We start from the raw sequence: 15,343 nt of genomic DNA, 5'->3' as shown, positions 1-15,343 counted from the left end.
CCCCGCCGACCATGCCGGCCCATCAGCAGCCCCCCACGCCTCCCGTGGAGTGGGGCAGGGAGCAGCGGCAGCCGCGCCACCAGGAACCCGAACAGCCGCCGCGACGCCGGGAACCTGAAGCGCCCCCACGGCGGCAGGAACCCGAACAGCCCCCGGAGGACCGGGAGTAGACGGCCGGGCCCCTACGGCGGTGCCGCGCGCGGCACCTCAGGGCTGCCGGTCACCGCCCGTCACGACCGCCGCGCCAGCCCCGTCCCCTTGGCCGCGTCCAGCGCGTACACACAGCGGTCCTTGCTGCAGGCGTACACCACGCCGCCGACCGCCACCGGGGAGCCGGTGATCTCGCCGCCGGTCTCCAGCTTCCAGCGCAGCTGGCCGCCCATCGCGTCGAGCGTGTAGAGGCAGTGGTCGGCCGAGCCGAAGTGCACCCGGCCCTCCGCGACGACCGGGGCGCCGACGACCTCGGCACCGGCCTGGAACCGCCAGCGCGGGGTGCCGGTGACCGCGTCCAGGGTGTAGAGCGCCTTGCCGCTGCCCAGATGGACCGCACCGTGTGCGACCAGCACCGGTTCGCCGGACTGCCGCGCCTCGGTGGCGATCCGCCAGCGGTCGCGGCCGTCCGCCGCGTCCAGCGCGTAGACCGTGCCGAGGTAGTCCGCCAGATAGACCCCGCCGCCGGTGACGGCCGGGCCGGGCGCGAAGGCGGGCGGGCTCAGGAACACGGCGGGCGCCTCGAAGTGCCAGCGCACATCGCCGCGTGCGCTGTCGAGCGCCAGCACCCGGGTGCCGGCGACCACGTAGACCGCGCCGTCCGACGCCGGCAGCAGCCGCATCGGCACCCCGCCGCAGGCCGCCGCGTCGCCGATCGGATACGACCAGCGCTCGGCGCCGGTCCGCGCCTCCAGCGCCTTCAGCCGCGCGTCGGCCCAGACGTAGACCGTGCCGTCGTGCAGCACGGGCCCGGCCTCGGCGCTCTCGAAGTCGGTCTGCAGGCCGCCGGCCTCCCACAGCAGTTCGCCGGTGCCGGCCTCCCATGCCTGGATGCCGCCGCCGCGGGTGCTGGTGACGACCGTCCCGCGGTCGACCTCCAGGGCGTAGACCCAGCCCTCGGTGTTCAGCCGCCAGCGGTCGCTGCCGTCCTCGGCGTCCAGCGCATACAGGCTCGGGCCGTCCGAGGCATGGATCCGGCCGTCCGCGACCGCCATCGCCCAGGCGACGTCACGGGTCTTGAACTTGCGGCGCCCGCTGGCCACATCGAGCGCGTGCACCTCGAAGGACGTGACGTACAGCAGATCGTCGGCGACGGCCGGGGTGCCCCAGACGTCGTTCGACATCCTGAACCGCCAGGGGCGCCAGCGGCCCGGCTCGGCGGGCGGTGCCTCGGGCGGCGCGGGCGGCGCGGCCTCACCGCGCCCCGGCCCCTCCCCTGCCGCGGCGGGGGCCTGCCCCTGCGGCGGCACACCGGTCGTGGCGGCACCGGGCGGACGCACCCAGTTCGTGGCGGCACCGGCCTGCCCGCGCGGCTGCGGGCCCGGGGAGTCGGCGCGCGGGCCCGGCCCTATCGGGGAGGGCGAGCCGCCGAGGCGTACGGGTCCGGCCGCGCCGTCCGCGGGGGCGGCCGGCGGGGCGGCGGACAGCGCACCGGCGGGCGGCGCCGCGGAGACCGGGGTCACCCGGGCCGGGGCGTCCGCGCCGAGCATCGCGGCCTGCGGCATCGGACCGGGGTGGGCGCCGCGCGGGTCGCTGACGCGGTGCGCGCCGGGGCCCGCGCCGACCTGGCCGCCCCAGCCGGACTCCGCGCCGACGGGGGCGCTCTCGGGCCGCGGCGGCGCCGGGACGGGCTGCGCCGCGGGCATCGGGGGCGACACGGGCGGGGCCGGACGGCCCGCGGCGCGGGCGGATCCGGCCCGCTGGCCGTTGGCGGGTACGGCGGTGCGGCCGCCGCGCCGGCCCTCGATGAGCGCCACCGCGCCGGGCGGCAGCCAGGCCGAGGCGGTACCGCTGTCGTCGCTGCCGGAGCCGAAGAGATGCGGTGCGAGCTGGGACTGCAGATCGGCGGGGGACGGCCGCTGGCCGGCCTCCATCTGCATACAGGACTCCATGAGCGGAAGCAGTTCGTCCGGCAGGCCGGCCAGGTCGGGGCCCTCCCGCAGCAGCATGAAGACGGTCTCGACCGGGTTGGCACCGTGGAACGGCGCATGCCCCGTAGCGGCGAAGACCAGCGTGGAGCCGAGGGAGAAGACATCGCTCGCGCCCGTCACGCTGCGCGAGTCACGCGCCTGCTCGGGCGACATGTAGGCGGGCGTGCCGACGGCCACGTTGGTCATCGTGAGCCGGGTGTTGGACACCCCGGAGGCGATACCGAAGTCGATCACCCGCGGGCCGTCCTCGACGACCAGGACGTTCGACGGCTTCAGGTCACGGTGCACCAGGCCCGCGCCGTGGATGGACTGCAGCGCCTCGGCGATACCGGCCGCCAGCCAGCGCACCGCCTGGGCCGGGAGCGGCCCGCACTCATTGACTATTTCCTCCAGGGAGGGCGCGGGCACATAGGCCGTCGCGAGCCACGGCACCGCGGCGCGCGGGTCGGCGTCCACCACGGCCGCGGTGTAGAAGCCGCTGACCGCGCGGGCCGCCTCGACCTCGCGTGTGAAGCGGACCCGGAACAGCTGGTCCTCGGCGAGCTCGGTACGCACGGTCTTGATCGCCACGCGCCGGCCGGACGCCGAGCGCGCCAGATAGACCAGTCCCATGCCGCCGGCCCCGAGACGGCCGAGCACCTCGAACGGGCCGATCCGCCGGGGATCGTGCTGCGTCAGCTGCTTCAGCTGCTCCACCACTTGCCTGCCACCTCCCCGTGGGGCGTAAAAAAGAGACTCTCAAAAGCCACGAGCCGCCGAGAGCCACTGCCCCGTGCAGCGTCTCACCGCCTGGCCGAAACGGCCGTACGCGTGCTGATTCTTCCTGGCCGAGCCGACGGTTGCGAACCCGGGGCCTGTCCGCCGTGTCACGGCATACCCCCCGTAGTCCGCACCGGGTCCGTTACCCGACGTAACCCAACCCCGCCTGACGTGCTCCGATACGTCCGTCGACGGGCGGTTGACCCAGGGGTTACCCATCGGTTATGGACGTTCTTCGCACGGCGCAGCCCGACATATGGACGTTCACCATTCCGTTTGACGGGCGTATCGGGGGAGCGGTTCACACTCCCCGGCATCCGATGTCCGCGGTGGCCGAAACCATGCCCTTGCACCGCCTGCGCGCCCCCATCCCCCACCGGTCCTGCCCTCCCCGTTCCCACTCCCGGCCCTGCGGTTCAATTCTGCGCGTTCGAAGGTCATTTCGGCGCCCCGACCCCCCGATGCGGCGCCATGAGGCCCGTGAGACAGCACACAGCGGCGGCCGCCTGGGCCGTATGCCCACGCTAGCCGCGGTTCATCCGGTCCGCCCGGCGAGGATTCGAATACCTGATCGATACCCAGCGGCTGGACCGGGCACGCCGACGACACGCGACGCATAGGGCAGAAGTTCAACTGACGGCCACCACAATGCACTTGCGGCACGGAGAGGGACCACTTATCCACCAAAGTTGTCCACAGCCTGTTGATAAGACCGTTCACCGATTCGGGCCAAGCGGGGCCGTGCGGGCCGCGCCCCCGGGCGGACCCGCCACCCGCACAGAAGGGCGGGCCGCGCAACCCGAACTCCCCCATCCCCATTTGCAGGCAGCCAAATCGCGCTCCGATCACCCCTCGGTAAGCTGACGGCATGACAGGACAAGTGCGAACCGTCGACGGCAGAGTTGCCGGCCGCCGCGGACAGGCGACGCGGCAAAAGCTTCTCGACTGCCTCAGCGAAATGCTCAGTTCGTCCCCCTATCGGGACGTCAAGGTCATCGATGTAGCCCGAAAAGCGGGGACTTCACCCGCTACGTTCTATCAGTACTTCCCGGACGTCGAGGGCGCTGTCCTCGAAATCGCCGAGGAGATGGCCAAAGAAGGCGCCACTCTGACCGATCTTGTCGCCGAACGCTCCTGGGTGGGCAAGTCCGGCTGGCAGACCGCGGAAGAACTGGTCGAGGGCTTCCTCTCCTTCTGGCGCAGGCACGACGCGATTCTGCGCGTCGTCGACCTGGGCGCGGCCGAGGGTGACAAGCGGTTCTACAAGATCCGCATGAAGATCCTCAATGCCGTCACCAATTCTCTTACGGACTCCATCAAGGATCTCCAGAGCAAGAACAAGGTCGACAAGGACGTGAGCGCGCCCGCCATGGCCGGCTCGCTCGTCGCGATGCTGGCGGCGGTCGCCGGGCACCAGAAGGGTTTCCAGAGCTGGGGCGTGAAGCAGGCCGAGCTCAAGCCGAACCTGGCGCTGCTGGTGCACTTCGGCGTCACCGGAAAGAAGCCGACCAAATAACGTCGCCTTTTTGAATCCGGCCGCCTGACGAAGCATCCGAGACAGCAGCCGGGGAAGCGGCCGAAGAATCCGCCGCGCCCCGAAGTCCCGGTGTTCCCGGGACGGTTCGCCGTCGGTCCTGTATCCGTCCTGCCATAGCTGTATGACACACGCAGCGGGCGCCGCGGTGTGGCCCCTCAGGGGTCCGCCGCGGCGCCCGCTGCCGTCTGCCGTCCGCTGCCGTCCGCGCGCCCGGACCGGCTGGGCGCGACACCACCGCCGCACCCGGCGCCGCACCCCAGCGCCCCGCACACCGGCTTGCCCACCGCCCCGCACACCCGCTCGCTCAGCGCCGTTCCAGCCGGAACAGCCGGATCTCCCGGGCCACCCGCGCCTGGTACGCGGCGTACGGCGGCCAGAACGCCAGCGCCGTCCGCCAGGCCCGCGCCCGCTCCCCGCCGGTCAGCAGGCGGGCCCGCACCGGAATGTCCCGGCCCCGCCAACTCACTTCGGCCTCCGGGTTCTTGAGGAGGTTTCCGGTCCAGGCCGGATGCCCCGGCCGCCCGAAATTGCTGCCGACCACGATCCAGCTGCCGTCCTCCTGCGGCAGGCACGCCAGCGGAGTACGCCGCGGCTGCCCGCTCCTGGCACCGGTCGCGGTCAGGATCACCCCGGGCAGCATCCGGGCGCTGAGCAGCACCTTTCCACGGGTCAGGCGGTGCACCGCGCGGTCCAGCCCGGGGACGACGTGCGGCGCGATCCGGGCGAACGCACGGGTCGCGGAGAGCCTCTGGAGCAGCCGCTCACCCGGCGGCATCAGACGTCCACCGCCTCGGGCGCGCGCACCGCCGCCGCCCCGCCGGCCGCCGCACCGCCGCGGCCCGGCCCGCCGCCGGCGCCCGCGAACAGCCCCGCCTCCTCGGCGGCCCGCGCCCGCAGCCGGTGCACGGGGCCCAGCAGCAGCTCGTCGCAGGCCGCGCGCTTGAAGTACAGCTGCGCCTCGTGCTCCCAGGTGAAGCCGATCCCGCCGTGCAGCTGCACCGCCTCGGCCGCCACCGTACGCAGCGTCTCCAGCGCCTGGGCGAGCGCCAGCGCCGCCGCCCCGGGCTCGGCCGCACCGTCCGGCCCCGCGCCCCCGGATCCGGTGCCGCCCGCCGACCACGCCGCGTAGTACGCCGCCGAGCGCGCCGCCTGCAGCCGCACGTACAGATCGGCGAGCCGGTGCTGGACGGCCTGGAAGGAGCCGATCGGCCGGCCGAACTGCTCGCGCTCCTTGACGTAGGCGACGGTGCGGGTCAGCGCGGCGTCGGCCGCTCCGACCGCCTCGGCGGCCAGCGCCGCGGCCGCCACCACCCCGGTCGCGGCGAGCGCCGCGGTCACCGCCGCCTGCGCGCCGTCCCCCTCTCCCAGCAACTCGGCGGGAACCTCGCGCAGTTCGAGGCGCGCCTGCGCACGGGTCTCGTCCAGCGCGGTCTGCCGGGTACGCAGCAGACCCGGCACGCCGGGCCCGCCGTCCCGCCGCCCGCCCGCCGTTGTTGCTGCCGCCCGGACGAGGAAGAGCAGGGTGCGGCTGCGCGTGAACCCGCCGGCGTGGGCGGCCACCACCAGCACCTCCGCGGTGTGCCCGGCCAGCACCTGCCCGGCCTCGCCGTACAGCCGCCAGCCGTCGCCCGCCGGCCGTGCCTGGATCCCGCCGGCCCGGCCGCCGCCGGCCCAGCCACCGTCGTTCGGCCCGGTCAGCGCCAGTGCCGTGGCCAGCTGCCCGCCCGGTACCACCAGGGTGCCGGTCAGCTCTCCGGTGGCGAGGGCCGGTAGCAGCTCCTCGCGCTGCCGCGCACTGCCCAGCGCGAGGATCAGTGGGGCGGCCAGCGCGGCGGTGGCGATCAGCGGCGAGGGGAGGACGGCGCGGCCGGTTTCCTCGCAGGCCAGGGCGAGTTCGGTGGGCCCGCAGCCCACCCCTCCGTACGCGGCCGGCAGCGCCAGGCCGGGCAGCCCGAGCCGGCCGGCGAGCTCCCGCCACAGCTCCTGGTCGTACCCCGGTGGAGTGCGCACCGCCGCCTTGACCCCGTCCGGACCGCAGCGCTTGAGCAGCAGTTCGCGCAGCGTACGGCGGATTTCGTGCTGCTCCTCGGTGAACGCGGCATCCATCGGCGGGCTCCTCCCGGCCGTGCGACAACACCCGTCCGGTCCGACGGGCCGCCGGCCTTCCGATCTGACGGGCCGTCATAGTAGGGACGGACGGTGCACTTTCCTAGGGCGATTCCGCAACGTCCGGCCGGGCGCACGCCGGGTCGGGCGCACGCCGAGGCCTTCCACATCACCGGCGCACGCCGGGGTCGGGCGCACGCCGGAGCCCGGCACCGTCACCGGGCGCACGCCGGGGCCGGGCCACGTCGCCGCGGCCCGGCCCCTCGAACTCCCGCGGACGGCCCCGGAGTCACCTGGGGCGGCCCTCGAGCGCGGTCCGCCCGGTCAGCGGATCAGATGCACGGTGATCAGCGTTTCCGTGTCGCTGACCCTGTCGCCGTGGACGGTGCCGTGCGCGGTGCGGAAGCGCCCGGTGCCTCCGGTGATCGCGAGGTCGATGTTGCCCGGGCCGGCACTGGTGACGGTGAACCGGCCCTCGACGGTGAGCTGTCCCAGGGGGAGGGTGAGGTCAACCGCGCACTGGAGGTCGAACTCATCGGCGGGGGCGGTGCGGGTCAGCGTGCAGACCTCGCTGTAGGTGCCGATCGTGACGCTGCTGCGCACGAGATTCCCGCTGATGACGAATTCATCCCCCTGACTGGGCCCGGACGACCCGTCCACATCGATAAACGTGGACTGAGTCTGCTGCGCGGTCAGCTGGAATACTTCCTCTCTCGGGTAGCCATCACCACCGGTTCCGGCGGCGGCCGCCGCCGGGTGCGGGAAGAAAAGAAGGGCCGCGATTCCGGTGGCCGCGCTCAGGGCGATGCGCTTGATGTTGAAGTGACGCACGATTTCTCCTTGGGACTGGAAGGGAAATGCACTTGGCTGGCTGCCTGAAGGGGCTCTCGTGCCCGGACTGCGGGGGCGCGGCCCGGTCAGATGCCGGGCGGGGCGACGTAGGTGAACGATCCCGATGAGGTGCCGCCGGGGGTGGTGACGGTGACGTCGAAGGTGCCCTCGGTGGCGCTGGGCGGGGACACGGCGGTCACGGTGGTGTCGGAGATGACCGAGAAGGGCGCCGTAGTGCCGTGGAAGGTGACCTGTTCGGTGTAGGTCAGGCCGGTGCCGGTGATCGTCACCCCGGTACCGCCGGTGATCGGTCCCGAGCTGGGGCTGACGTCCGTGATGGTGGACTGGTCGACGTAGGTGTAGAACAGGCCGTCCGCGCTCCCGCCGCTGGTCTTCACGGTGACGGCGACGGCCCCCGGGGCCGGGGCACGGGCGGCTCTGACGGTGACCTGGGTGTCGGAGACGCTCTGGATGACGGCTCGGGTGGTGCCGAAGTACACGTCGATCGCTCCGGCGAGGTTGCGGCCGGTGATGACGATCTCCTGGTCGCTGCCCGAGACGGGGCCGGCGTCGGGGCTGATGCCGGTGAGGGCGGGCACCGGCATGTAGTAGAAGGCCCCGAGGGTGCCGGTGCCGCCCGCGGTGGTGACCGTCACGGGGACGACACCGGCGCCGGCGGGGGAGATGACGGTCACCGATGTCGCCGTGTTGGCGGTGATGACGGCCTGGGCGGTGCCGAAGTGCACGGCGGTGGCGTTGGCCAGGTGGTGACCGGTCAGCGTCACAGTGGTTCCGCCTGCCATGGGCCCCTGGTCGGGGATCACGGTCGTCCCCATGACGTCGACGGTGCCGCCATCGGCATTGCCCACATAGGCGCGTGTGCCGGCGGGGACGACGGCGATGCCGGTGGGGCCGTCTCCCGCACCGATGTTCTCGACGACGGTGCGGGTGGCGGTGTCGATCACACTCACCGTGTCCGGCCCGGAATTCGGCACGTACAGATGGGCGCCGTCGGGGCTCAGCGCCGGGAAGCGCGGCTGGGCGCTGACGCCGATGTTGTCGGTGGTGACGTTCGTGGCGGTGTCGATCACACTCACCGAGGAACTGCCGGCGTTCGTGACGTAGACGAGGGCCCCGTCGGAGCTGACCGCCAGCAGGATGGGGACGTCGCCGGCGAGGATCGTGGCGATCACGGTGTTCGTGGCGGTGTCGATCGCGCTGACGGAACCCGAGAAGCTCGCCACGTAGGCGCGGGTCCCGTCCGGGGTGATGACCACGCCGGTCGGGCCGGTCCCGACGGTCACGGTGTCGGTGACGGTGTTGCTGGCGGTGTCGATCACACTCACCGTGTCGGTGGTCTGCCGCGTCACATAGACACGCGTCCCGTCCGGGGTGACCGCCGCCATCGTCACCCCGGCCCCTACGGGGATGTCCGTGACGAGGGTGTCCGAGGCGAGGTCGAACACGCTGACCAGACCGTCGTCGAAGACGGTCACATAGGCGCGGGTGCCGTCGGGACTGATCGCCACGTCGGTGGGACCGGCTCCCGTGGTGATGGTGTCGATCACGGTGTCCGTGGCGGTGTCGATCACACTCACCGTGTTCGAGCCGCGGTTGGCCACATAGGCGCGGGCCCCGTCCGGGGTGAGGGTAATTCCCTCCGGGGTGTTCCCCACGGGAATAACGGCACCCGCAACAAACGCCGCATTTAATGCGGAGTAGGGTGCCCGGGCAGGCTCCGGAGATGGTGAATCCAAGGCGAACATGACACTCCCCAAAGAAGGCGGGACGATCTTTGTCCCGCACGTGGAAATGTCTGCTCCGCCGCATGGGCAAACAGCGAGCAGTCAACCGGCAGTGAATCGCCGGTGAAACACACAGGCAAACGGAGAATACCCTCCTCGGGAAAGCATTTAAAGGTCGCACGATATCTCCGATAATCGCTTTAAGGCACGGAGGGCGGGCGGAATCGGCCGCGATCCACCGGGCGGACGGGGCTGCCGGCCGGCGCCCCGCGCCCTGCCCTCCCCACCAAACCTGATGTACCGTCAGATACATGCCTTCAGGGACCCCTTACGGGAATCGCAAGGTCGCTGTCGCCGGAGTCGCCCTGTCCGACTGCGGACGCGTGGACGACGCCACCCCGTACGCCTTGCACGCCCAGGCCGCCCGCCGGGCGCTCGCCGACAGCGGCCTGGACCGCTCGGTGATCGACGGCTTCGCCTCGGCCGGGCTGGGCACCCTCGCCCCCATCGAGGTCGCCGAATATCTGGGACTGCGCCCCACCTGGGTCGACTCGACCTCGGTCGGCGGCGCCACCTGGGAGGTGCTGGCCGCGCACGCCGCCGAGGCGATCGCCGCCGGCCATGCCGACGCGGTGCTCCTCGTCTACGGCTCCACCGCCCGCGCCGACATCAAGTCCGGGCGCCGCACCTCGAACCTCTCCTTCGGCTCCCGCGGCCCACTGCAGTTCGAAGTCCCCTACGGGCACACCCTGATCGCCAAATACGCCATGGCCGCCCGCCGCCATATGCACCAATACGGCACCACACTGGAGCAGTTGGCCCGCATAGCGGTCCAGACGCGGGCCAACGCGGCGGCCAACCCGGATGCCATGTACCGCGATCCGATCACCGTCGACGACGTCCTCGGCGGCCCGGTGATCGCCGACCCGTTCACCACCCTGCACTGCTGTATCCGCTCCGACGGCGGCTGTGCGGTCCTGCTCGTCGCCGAGGACCGCGTCCCGGACCTCGCCAAGCCCCCGGTATGGGTGCTCGGTTCCGGCACCGCGGTCTCGCACACCACCATGTCGGAGTGGGACGACTTCACCGTCTCCCCCGCGGCGGTCTCCGGCCGGCTGGCCTTCGAACGGGCCGGGATCCGCCCCGACGAGATCGATCTCGCCGAGCTCTACGACGCCTTCACCTATATGACCCTGGTGACGCTGGAGGACCTGGGGTTCTGCGCCAAGGGCGAGGGCGGCGCGTTCGTCGGGACGGGACGGCTGCTGCGGGACGGGGACTTGCCGGTCAACACCGACGGCGGCGGGCTGTCCGCCTGCCACCCCGGTATGCGGGGGCTGTTCCTGCTGGTCGAGGCGGTACGCCAGCTGCGGGGTGAGGCCGGCCCGGACCGCCAGGTCCGCAAGGCAGACGGCGCGCTGCCCCGGCTCGCGGTCGCGTCGGGCACCGGCGGCTGGTTCTGTTCGTCGGGGACGGTGGTGCTGGGACGGGACTGAGGGGTGCGGCCCCCGGGCCAGGCGGTGGACCGGGGGCCGGATGGACGAGCCGGTGGGGCGGGGCCCGGGCCCGGCCCCCGGAGCGTCAGCCCAGGCGCTCCTCGATCAGGTCGGCGGCTCTGCGGGCACCGCCCTCCGCGCGGACCTCGGCCCGCAGCGCGGCCGAGCGTGCGGCGACCTGCGGATCGGTGGTGAGTTCCGCCAGCGCACCGCGCAGCGCCTGTGCCGTGGCGTCCGCGGTGTCGAGCCGGCGGGCGACGCCCAGTTCCACCAGCCGGTCGGCGTTGAGGAACTGCTCGGCGCCCTGCGGGACGGCGATCATCGGCACACCGGAATACAGCCCCTCGGCGCTGCCGCCCATCCCCGCGTGCGTCACAAACGCATCCGCCTGCTCCAGAATCGCCAACTGCGGTACCCACGAACGCACTTCGATGTTCGAGGGGACGTCGGGCCCCAGCTCCGCCGGATCGGTGTACTTGCCGATCTGCAACACCACATGCCACCCCGGCAGTTCCCCGAACGCCGCCACGCACCGCCGGTAGAACTCCGGCTGCCGGGTGTACGCCGAGCCCAGCGACACCAGCAGCACCTTCCCGGCGCCGGCCGGCCGCGTCCAGCCGCCCTGTTCCGCCCGGTCCCCGGGGCACGGCCCGACGAAGCTCACCGCCTCCGCGTCGACGCGGTCCGCATGCGGCTGCATGGCCCGCGGGATCACCGCCAGCGCCCGGGGCGGCCGGCCGGAGAACTCGGCCACGTCCGTGGTGAGCGCGCCGCACCGCGCGAGCCAGGCGGCGAATCGTGCCTGGTAGGCATCGGCACCCGGCTGCTCGGTGAACGCCGCGCCGAGCTCCTCCTGGGCTCCCTCCCAGCCCACGAAGGTCGGGGACAGCTGGATCAGGTCGCGGCCCTGCGCCTCGGCCAGCGCACGGGCGGCGTAGGCCCCGATGTCGTAGAGGTAGAGGTCGGCGGGGTCGTCGTCGTACGCGGCATGCAACTGCGGCAGCATGGCGATCGCGTCGTCGAGGAAGAGGGAGGCGGCGGCGACGGGATCCTGCGGCCAGTTGTTGTCGACGACCGGCAGGGTGGAGGTGCAGCGGACGAACTCGGCGCCGGTGGGGGCGATCAGCCCGGCAGCGTGGTCGCTGTTGGCGTACGTCACGCGGTGGCCGCGGGCCACCAGTTCACGGATGATCTCCAGGCCGGGCAGCACATGGCTGACCATGGGGGTGCCGACCATGGCGATATGGGCAGTGCGGGGCATGGCAGGACGTCCTTACTTCCTTCGGTACAGAGCTACGGCAGGGACGGAAGCCCGACGGCCCGAGCGGCCTGAGGCACCGGCCAAGAAGCCGGTCGCGTGGTCGGGCACACCCGGGTGCGGGCCGGGTCGTGAAACGCCCGCGGCGGTGTCAGCCGTAGATCTGGAGGAAGTTCATGGGGCCGAGCGTAGCCAGCACGGCGGGGCCGGGCGAGCGGATTTTCCGGAGCGGATTTTCGGAGCGGATTTTCCGTGGCCGTGCGGGCCCTCGCCGAGCGCCGGACATGCACCTACTGACTGACCGGGCGCCGCCGTTACCGACCGGATCCTCCCGTTACCGTCCGGGTGCCTCCGTTACTGACCGGGTGCCCCTGTTGCTGACTGGATGCCCCCGTGTCGTTCCCGGTTCGGCGCTCGGCGGCCGACGGGGCCGGCGGGCGGGTGATGACGCTGAAGGCCGTTCCGAAGGGGTCGGTGATCGCGGCCATGCGGCCGTAGGGGGCGTCCTCGGGGGCGTGTGCCGTGCCGCCCGCGCCGCGGGCGAGGGCGACCAGCTCATCGGTGTCCGCCACCTCGAACACCGTCTGCCAGCGGGACGAAGGGGCGTCCGGCGCGCCGAAGACGCCGCCGATCTCATGGCCGTCGGGGCGGCGCAGGAAGGTGAAGTCGAGGTCGGGGACGGCGTCGTTGCCGTCGAGCGTGAAGCCGAAGACGTCGGCGTAGAAGCGGCGGGCGGGCTCGGGGGCGGGGGACGCCAGATCGTTGCGGACGAGCGTGCAGGGCTCGTTGACCAGCTCACATCCCGCCAGCGCATGTCCCTGCCAGAGGCTGAAGCGGGAGCCGACCGGGTCCGCCACGACGGCCGTACGGGCCAGGTCCGCCAGGTCCGACGGCGGTGCGAGCAGGTTCCCGCCGCTGTCGGTGATCCGCCGGACGGCGCCGTCGCAGTCGTCGGTGGCGAGATACGGATGCCACCAGGACTCGCCCTCGACATCGGCGGCGGACCGGGGCCGCAGCGCCGCCACCCGCCGTCCGCGCAGCAGACACAGGGTGAGGGGCCCGTGTGCCGTGGGTACCTGCAGGTACTCCCAGCCGAACAACGCGCGGTAGAACGCCTTCGCGCGGTCGAGGTCGGCGACCCCGAGATCGATCCAAGTCGGCGTCCCGAACGGCTGGTTGGTGCTGATCTCGCTCATCGGATCCCCTTCACAGGTGACGCTGCCGCGGCTCACGTTAATGAGGGTTGAGGACAGTTCGTGTCCTAGTCGGCGTCGTATGCCCCCCGTAGTGCCCCCGTACTCCGCCCGTCCATCCCCGTACGCTGCCTGACATGACCGATCACCCCGCGCACCGGGACACCACGGGCGCCGACCCCACTGACCCCACCGGCAGCCCGGCGGCGCCCCACTCCGACGATGCGGAGGCCCGCGCCTTCCGTGAGCTGCTGCGCGGGCTGCGGGTCTGGGACACCGAGCTGCCGTCGTTCGACCCGGCGACGGCCCCCGCCGAGCCGCTGCCGCTGTTCCGGCAGTGGCTGCGCGAGGCCGCCGAGGCCAGTGTTCCCGAGCCGCACACCATGACGCTGGCCACGGCCGATGCGGCCGGCGACCCCAACGTCCGGACCCTGATGCTGCACGACGCCGATGAGCGCGGCTGGCACTTCGCCTCGCACCACGGCAGCCGCAAGGGCCGCGAGCTGGACGCCCGGCCGCGGGCGGCGCTCGGCTTCTACTGGGCGGCGGTCGGCCGCCAGGTGCGGGTCCGCGGACCGGTGACCGCGGCGGGCCCCGAGGAGAGCGCGGCCGATCTGCACCGCCGCTCCACGGGTGCGCTGGCCGCGGCGCTGGTAGGCCGGCAGAGCGAGCCGCTCGGCTCGGTCGGGGAGCTGGCGCGTGCCTCGGACGCCGCGTGGGAGCGGGCCCGGCGCGAGCCGGCGGCGCCGGTGCCGAGCTGGACGCTGTATGTGCTGCACCCCGAGGAGGTCGAGTTCTTCCAGGGCGACGCGCAACGCCGGCACGTACGACTCAACTACCGCCGCGAGGGCGGGTATTGGGTGCAGGAACTGCTCTGGCCGTAGGGGACGGCGGTTCGGGGGCGGTTGGTGACTCCGGGGACGCCGGTGATCCCGGACCGCCGGTGGCTCCGGGGGCCGCGCCCGTCCTCACAGCTGCCGGTACATGATGTGCAGCCCCACATACCCCTTGGTGGGGTGCCGGAAGCCCTCGGGCAGGGTCGTCATGATCTGGAAGCCCAGGGACTCCCAGAGCGCGACAGCACCGGTGTTGGTCTCCACGACGGCGTTGAACTGCATCGCCCGATAGCCCTCGGCGCGGGCCCAGTCCAGTACGTGTTCCCCCAGGGCCCGGCCGACGCCGCGCCCCCCGTACTACGGGTCGACCATGAAGCTGGCACCGGCGATGTGCGAGGCGCCGCCCATGTGGTTGGGGTTCATCTTGGCCGTACCGAGCACCGTGCCGGTGTCGTCGACGGCGACGACGGTGCGGCCGGGCGGTGCGAGCAGCCACATCTCGCGGGCCGTCGCCTCATCGAGGTCCCGCGGATAGGTGTAGGTCTCCCCGGCCGCCACGATGGCGTGGAGGAAGGGCCAGATGGCGGGCCAGTCGGCCGCGGTCGCCGTACGGATCTGCACGGCCTCAGCATGCCGCGGGCCCGGACGGCCCGCCACCCGAATTCCCCGGGACGGCCGCGTATCAAGCGGGCCGGAAGACGGGGAGGGCGAACCCGCCGTCGTCCGCGGCGCCCGTCGCCCCCGCGCTGCGGAAGTGCACCACCAGCGGCATCCCGATCCGCAGCGCGGGCTCGGGACAGTCGATGATCTCGGTCATCATCCGCGGTCCTTCGGCGAGATCGACCACGGCCGCGGTGTAGGGGACGCGGTCGCCGAAGGGCGGGAGGTCATTGCGGTGCACGACGGACCAGGTGTAGAGGGTGGCACGGCCGCTGGCCGGTTCCCAGCCGACGTTCTCGCTCCAGCAGTACGGGCAGAACTCGCGCGGGTAGTGGTGCGCCGCACCGCACCCCTCGGCCCGGCAGCGGCGCAGCAGCAGCCGCCCTTCGGCTGCCGCGTCCCAGTACGGGCGGGTGAAGGCGTCGCTCTCCGGCAGGTCGAAGCGTGCCACGGTCCGCACGGCGGCCGGCACCGCGTTCCGCGCGTCTGCCGCACTGGCGGCCTTGGCGGCCTTGGCGGCCTTGGCGGTTCCGGTGGAACCGGTGGAACCGGTCGATCCGATAGATCCGGTCATCACTGGAACACCCCCGTCGCAGCGTCGAGGGACCACGTCCCACCGAGCCAGATCGTCTGCATTCCGCACACCCTCCCGGACCCAGAAATGGATCCTGACGGTACGTCAGTTCAGCCGATGCGCGGCGGGGCCACAAGGGGACGGACCCGGAGCCCGCACCCACTCCACAGGACCCGGCCCGCCACCAGGGGCCCCACCCCACCACCC

General features: G+C 72.6%; 11 protein-coding genes and 1 pseudogene. 3 read left to right on the top strand and 9 right to left on the bottom strand.

Going from position 1 to position 15,343, the window contains the following annotated elements; genetic code table 11:
• Window positions 1-230 precede the first annotated feature (230 nt).
• Window positions 231-2,840 carry a serine/threonine-protein kinase gene (locus EST54_RS29900; RefSeq protein ID WP_129250833.1) on the bottom strand — a complete coding sequence of 870 codons (2,610 nt, stop codon included), beginning with the start codon at window positions 2,838-2,840 and terminating at the stop codon, window positions 231-233.
• A 928-nt stretch (window positions 2,841-3,768) separates the two neighbouring features.
• On the opposite strand from EST54_RS29900, the gene EST54_RS29895 reads away from it, so the two are divergent.
• The gene (locus tag EST54_RS29895; RefSeq protein WP_006604963.1) at window positions 3,769-4,416 is read left to right on the top strand and encodes a TetR family transcriptional regulator; all 648 of its coding nucleotides are present in this window, start codon (window positions 3,769-3,771) and stop codon (window positions 4,414-4,416) included.
• 325 nt (window positions 4,417-4,741) lie between these two features.
• Here EST54_RS29895 and EST54_RS29890 read toward each other — a convergent pair whose 3' ends face one another.
• The 4 genes from EST54_RS29890 to EST54_RS29875 all read right to left on the bottom strand — a co-directional run bounded on the left by EST54_RS29890 (window position 4,742) and on the right by EST54_RS29875 (window position 9,050).
• The gene (locus tag EST54_RS29890; RefSeq protein WP_129250832.1) at window positions 4,742-5,212 is read right to left on the bottom strand and encodes a nitroreductase family deazaflavin-dependent oxidoreductase; all 471 of its coding nucleotides are present in this window, start codon (window positions 5,210-5,212) and stop codon (window positions 4,742-4,744) included.
• A complete protein-coding gene (locus EST54_RS29885) occupies window positions 5,212-6,543 on the bottom strand; it encodes an acyl-CoA dehydrogenase family protein (protein ID WP_129250831.1) in 1,332 nt (443 codons plus the stop codon). Before EST54_RS29885 ends, EST54_RS29890 begins: the two co-directional genes overlap by 1 nt.
• Before the next feature lie 324 nt (window positions 6,544-6,867).
• Window positions 6,868-7,374: an allene oxide cyclase barrel-like domain-containing protein gene (locus EST54_RS29880; protein ID WP_129250830.1), complete on the bottom strand. Its 507-nt coding sequence runs from the start codon at window positions 7,372-7,374 to the stop codon at window positions 6,868-6,870.
• Between the two features lie 86 nt (window positions 7,375-7,460).
• Window positions 7,461-9,050: an IPT/TIG domain-containing protein gene (locus EST54_RS29875; RefSeq protein ID WP_129250829.1), complete on the bottom strand. Its 1,590-nt coding sequence runs from the start codon at window positions 9,048-9,050 to the stop codon at window positions 7,461-7,463.
• A gap of 380 nt (window positions 9,051-9,430) precedes the next feature.
• Here EST54_RS29875 and EST54_RS29870 point away from each other — a divergent pair, with 380 nt between their 5' ends.
• On the top strand, window positions 9,431-10,615 hold the full coding sequence (locus EST54_RS29870; RefSeq protein WP_129250828.1) for a thiolase C-terminal domain-containing protein: 1,185 nt from the start codon (window positions 9,431-9,433) through the stop codon (window positions 10,613-10,615).
• Between the two features lie 85 nt (window positions 10,616-10,700).
• On the opposite strand, the gene EST54_RS29865 is transcribed toward EST54_RS29870, so the two are convergent.
• Together EST54_RS29865 and EST54_RS29860 are read right to left on the bottom strand one after the other, a co-directional pair.
• Window positions 10,701-11,876: a macrolide family glycosyltransferase gene (locus EST54_RS29865; protein ID WP_338059688.1), complete on the bottom strand. Its 1,176-nt coding sequence runs from the start codon at window positions 11,874-11,876 to the stop codon at window positions 10,701-10,703.
• A 311-nt stretch (window positions 11,877-12,187) separates the two neighbouring features.
• Window positions 12,188-13,069: a VOC family protein gene (locus tag EST54_RS29860; RefSeq protein WP_239013219.1), complete on the bottom strand. Its 882-nt coding sequence runs from the start codon at window positions 13,067-13,069 to the stop codon at window positions 12,188-12,190.
• A gap of 134 nt (window positions 13,070-13,203) precedes the next feature.
• On the opposite strand from EST54_RS29860, the gene EST54_RS29855 reads away from it, so the two are divergent.
• Entirely contained in the window at window positions 13,204-13,950 is a 747-nt protein-coding gene (locus tag EST54_RS29855; RefSeq protein ID WP_129250827.1) for a pyridoxine/pyridoxamine 5'-phosphate oxidase, read from the top strand.
• Window positions 13,951-14,034: 84 nt separating this feature from the next.
• Here EST54_RS29855 and EST54_RS29850 read toward each other — a convergent pair.
• A pseudogene (locus EST54_RS29850) lies at window positions 14,035-14,523 on the bottom strand (N-acetyltransferase family protein).
• A 61-nt stretch (window positions 14,524-14,584) separates the two neighbouring features.
• Entirely contained in the window at window positions 14,585-15,034 is a 450-nt protein-coding gene (locus EST54_RS29845; RefSeq protein WP_129250834.1) for a Zn-ribbon domain-containing OB-fold protein, read from the bottom strand.
• Window positions 15,035-15,343 lie beyond the last annotated feature (309 nt).

It is taken from the genome of Streptomyces sioyaensis, from assembly GCF_004122735.1.
GTDB lineage: Bacteria > Actinomycetota > Actinomycetes > Streptomycetales > Streptomycetaceae > Streptomyces > Streptomyces sioyaensis.
The sequence above is the reverse complement of the archived record's forward strand: the minus strand, read 5'-3'. Positions and strand labels throughout refer to the sequence as shown.

Excerpts from the sequence above, each read along its gene's own strand:
- EST54_RS29895 (WP_006604963.1), top strand. The coding sequence starts at position 3,769 with ATGACAGGACAAGTGCGAACCGTCGACGGCAGAGTTGCCGGCCGCCGC.
- EST54_RS29890 (WP_129250832.1), bottom strand. The coding sequence starts at position 5,212 with ATGCCGCCGGGTGAGCGGCTGCTCCAGAGGCTCTCCGCGACCCGTGCG.
- EST54_RS29885 (WP_129250831.1), bottom strand. The coding sequence starts at position 6,543 with ATGGATGCCGCGTTCACCGAGGAGCAGCACGAAATCCGCCGTACGCTG.
- EST54_RS29870 (WP_129250828.1), top strand. The coding sequence starts at position 9,431 with ATGCCTTCAGGGACCCCTTACGGGAATCGCAAGGTCGCTGTCGCCGGA.
- EST54_RS29865 (WP_338059688.1), bottom strand. The coding sequence starts at position 11,876 with ATGCCCCGCACTGCCCATATCGCCATGGTCGGCACCCCCATGGTCAGC.
- EST54_RS29860 (WP_239013219.1), bottom strand. The coding sequence starts at position 13,069 with ATGAGCGAGATCAGCACCAACCAGCCGTTCGGGACGCCGACTTGGATC.
- EST54_RS29855 (WP_129250827.1), top strand. The coding sequence starts at position 13,204 with ATGACCGATCACCCCGCGCACCGGGACACCACGGGCGCCGACCCCACT.